The sequence below is a fragment of the Halolactibacillus sp. JCM 19043 genome, from assembly GCF_001310395.1.
Lineage (GTDB): Bacteria > Bacillota > Bacilli > Bacillales > Amphibacillaceae > Halolactibacillus > Halolactibacillus miurensis.
On record NZ_BAXD01000062.1, the window covers coordinates 1 to 4,102 of the forward strand.

4 protein-coding genes are annotated in these 4,102 nt (G+C 38.6%); 3 read left to right on the forward strand and 1 reads right to left on the reverse strand.

Annotation, left to right across the window (positions count from 1 at the left end):
* Window positions 1-363: 363 nt before the first annotated feature.
* From JCM19043_RS15440 to JCM19043_RS15450, 3 genes are all read left to right on the forward strand, one after another.
* Window positions 364-1,176, forward strand: coding sequence for a formate/nitrite transporter family protein (locus tag JCM19043_RS15440; protein ID WP_062323917.1), 813 nt, complete (start codon window positions 364-366; stop codon window positions 1,174-1,176).
* Window positions 1,177-1,311: 135 nt separating this feature from the next.
* Window positions 1,312-2,034 (forward strand): response regulator, encoded by a 723-nt coding sequence (locus tag JCM19043_RS15445; protein ID WP_062323919.1) that lies wholly within the window; start codon window positions 1,312-1,314, stop codon window positions 2,032-2,034.
* Window positions 2,018-3,379: a cell wall metabolism sensor histidine kinase WalK gene (locus tag JCM19043_RS15450; RefSeq protein ID WP_082394600.1), complete on the forward strand. Its 1,362-nt coding sequence runs from the start codon at window positions 2,018-2,020 to the stop codon at window positions 3,377-3,379. The genes JCM19043_RS15445 and JCM19043_RS15450 overlap by 17 nt, the downstream gene beginning before the upstream one ends.
* 131 nt (window positions 3,380-3,510) lie before the next feature.
* Here JCM19043_RS15450 and JCM19043_RS15455 read toward each other — a convergent pair.
* Window positions 3,511-4,102: alpha/beta fold hydrolase (locus JCM19043_RS15455; protein ID WP_156321448.1), on the reverse strand; the 592-nt coding region annotated here is incomplete at its 5' end.

Consider the following 4,102-nt stretch of genomic DNA (forward strand, 5'->3'; position numbering starts at 1 on the left):
GTTCCTAAAGCAATATCAAATAGCATAAAAATTTTTTAAGACAAATATTGAAATTCTAGTCGTGTTTGATTTTTCAAAAAGGGCAATTATGAAATTGATTCAAATAAATATCTTTAAATATTTGAGAGCAATGATGCAAAAGACAGGCAACTGCCTGTCTTTTTTCTTGTCATTAAACGACTTGATAACGTGACGTTTTAACAAGCGTAATCAATAAGAAGGCGTCATACATTTGTCGGGATAATACTTTTAAAATGTAAGCGCATACCAAAAATATATTCTCATTTTGATATAGACAAAACCCATTAATAGGTATATCATGTTAAATGAATCACAAACATTTATGCAAAGGATCTGATCATGATGGGTTTTTACAATCCAGACGAAATAGCCAATTATACGGTGTCATCTGGCTACAAAAAAGCACACTACACAAGTTTACAATCAACGATTTTAGGCTTTGAGGCAGGGGCATTTATCGCCTTAGGATACTTACTCTATATTCATGTCACGGCAAATATGCCTGAAGCGTGGGGCGGTTTTTCATCGTTTATCGGCGCAGCTCTTTTTCCTATTGGTCTTATTCTCACGTTACTTGCAGGCGGGGAACTCTTAACGGGCAACTTAATGGCGGTACCATTATCTCGAATGGAGCGAAAAATCAAATCACGTCATGTATTAAAAAATATTGTCCTTATTACCGTAAGTAATTTTTTAGGTGCGATCTTTGTTGCTTACTTTTTCGGTCATGTGGTTGGAATGACAGAAGGCATTTTCTTAGAAACAACCGTTCATTTAGCTGAACATAAGTTAGACGCGACCTTCTTACAAGCCTTTCTTTCAGGCATTGGTTGTAACTGGCTCGTTGCTTCAGCCGTTTGGCTGAACTATGGTGCGAAAGATATGTCCGGTAAAATCTTAGGGATCTGGTTTCCAACAATGGCGTTTGTGGCCATTGGTTTTCAGCACGTGGTTGCGAATATGTTTTTAATCCCAGCGGCTATTTTTGCCGGTTACTTTAGTTGGACAGCTTATGTTCTCAATTTTATTCCTGTCTTTTTAGGCAATGCGGTTGGTGGTGTCATGTTTGTCGCCGGCGCTTACTGGGTTGTGTACTTAAAAAAAGAACCGGATCACTTATTCCCAATCAGACATAGCGAGCACCGCGCGTCATAACTGCTTTTATAATAGATGATTAGCTTACGATATCCAATAGAATGGGTGTCGTAAGCTTTTTTGATTGTGTGGATTATGTGAAGATAAGCGTTTAAGACACTATTTCGTGGTAAACTAAAGCGTGAGGTGATCAGAATGACACATGTATTACTTGTCGATGATGAACCATCGATTTTAGAAGTATTAACAGCTTATTTTGAAAAAGAAAATTGGACGGTCGATACATCAATGAATGGTAAAGAAGCACTCGCGATGATTGAAACAGCCGCCTATGATATTATTCTACTTGATTTAATGTTGCCGGATATGACCGGTGAAGAAATCTGTCAACGTACCCGTGTGACAAGCGATGTACCTATTATTATGTTAACAGCAAAGTCGCAAGAGGAAGATTTAATTAACGGGATTGTCATCGGGGCAGATGATTATATTAAAAAACCCTTTAGCCCAAAAGAAGTTGTGGTTCGAACGAAAGCATTGTTGCGCCGAATTGGTATGACAAAAAATGATCAAACTGACGTCGTCCGGTCCTTTAATAAAAAAGCCCTGATAATAAATGAAGAAACAAAATCAGTTACGGCCTATCATGAAGCGGTCGCACTCACCCCGATTGAATATAAATTATTGACCGCTCTCGCACGCTATCCAGATCGTGTTTATAGCCGAGCTGATTTACTTGACCGCCTTGAAGATGACGGAGTCTATGTCGAAGGTTATGAACGGGTGATTGATACCCATATTAAAAATTTACGCAAAAAAATTGAACAAGACAGCAAGTCACCGGACTTTATTGTGACTGTCTTTGGGATGGGCTATAAATTTAGCGGAAAGGTTGACCGCGATGACATTACGTTCTAAAGTCTTTCTCTATTTACTGTTGATCAGTGTGATTGGTATTGTGTTAACGAGCTTCCCGATGTTATTTGGTTTTGAACAACAATTTAGTGATTACTTAGATGAGGCTCGTCTTCAAAATCACGACTTAATCATAGAAGAAATCTATCAGACATATGAAAGAGACGAGTCGCTTGTCTCAACCCACTTAGAAAGTATGATGCGCCAACAAGCGCAAAGTGATGATGTGTTTTATGAGCTTTATGATGCAAATGGTAACCGTGTTCTTACAACCTTACGTATGGTCAACCGCATGGGCAGTATGCATATGCATAACCATATGATGGAGGAAGTTGAATTAAATGAAACAACCATTCCTTTATCAAAAAACAATACGACCATTGGTACATTAATCGCCTATTCACCGAATCAACTTGTTGGGGCTGACTTTAGTTTTTTTAGTCAAATTAGACGAAACATTATGTTGGCGGTTGTTATCACGATTGTTTTAGCTCTATTTTTCTCAGCGCTCTTCTCCAAACGTTTGACCAAAAGTTTTAAAGTCGTAAGCGAAGCGATACGTGACTTAAAAGCGCGTAAGTTAAAAGCACCAGTTGATGTTCAAACGCTCTCTGGTGAAATGAAAGACATCGGTGAAGCGGTCAATGACTTAGCGCTTACGTTAGATAAACAAGAGCGCTTACGTAAACAATTTACCGCTGATTTCGCACATGAACTAAGAACGCCCCTTGCGACCTTACGGTCTCAATTAGAAGCTTATCTAGATGGCGTCTTTGAGCCGACAACAGACCGACTCGAAAAAAGTCATGAAGAATTGATGCGACTGGTGCGGTTAGTCAATGAACTGGAGAGTTTAATTGCCGCAGAAAATCCGGAAATAAAACTCAATAAGAAAACAATCAATGCTAATCAATTATTAAGCTTTATGTATGAACAATTTAGCTCAAGTTTCCATGACAAGAGCATTCAATTATCACTTGAGGTACCGAATCAACCGATCTCCGTAACAGTCGATCGTGACAAGCTGATACAAGTACTGACGAATGTAATTAATAATGCGCTACAATACACGGATAAAGAGAAATCTGTCAAACTATCACTATCAGAATCATCTAAGACGGTAACCTTTACTGTCCAAGATGAAGGTAAAGGTATTAGTGAAGACGATTTAGCTCACTTATTTGAACGTTTTTACCGCGGAGATAAATCACGTGATCGTAAAACAGGTGGCATTGGCATCGGCTTATCTATTGTGAAAGCTTTAGTCGATGCACATAAAGGAAGAGTGGAAGTAAAAAGCAAGCCCAATCAAGGCACAACGTTTCATATTCATCTTCCGAAACAGTAACCATGCGTTTCTATTAGGAAATATTATTCAAAGCAATATAAAAGCGTTTCCCCATTGAAAAAACTATCTTTGGGAAACGCTTTTTTAATTATATTTACGTTAACTAAATGAAAAAAGTCTTTTTCTAAGCATTAGGAAAAGGTTCTCGTCAGCCACTGATAAACGTCTTCTGCAACTTCATCTCGATTTGTCTCAAACAACATTTCATGACGTCCACCTGGATAAAGAATCACATCAACAGACTTAATCCCAGCGTGTTTATAATCCGCCGCTACCTTTTTAACTCCTTCAGAAAAATCACCTACAGGATCTTCATCGCCACTGATTAATAAAATCGGTGTGTCTTTATTCACCTTGTTCACTTCCGTTTGTTTATGAAGGCGTTCAATACCTGTGAGCAGGTCAAGATAAAACTGACTCGTTGAAACGTAGCCGCTAAAGGGATCATTTTGATAAGCTTTCACAATAACCTCATCACGTGAGAGCCAGCTACCTCTATTTTTAAAGTGTTTTTGGTACTGACCAAAACTTAAGGCATCAAGCACTTTACTGCGGTGGGTTTTACTGAACAGTTTCGTTTCAATCAAACTTAATAGTTGGCCCGCCTTTCCAGTAAGACCTTGATGATAGCCGGTACCTGACAATATAACCGCGTCACATTCATTTGGATAGCGTTCAATAAAGCGTCTCACTAAAAAAGAACCCATGGAATGACGAGGCCAC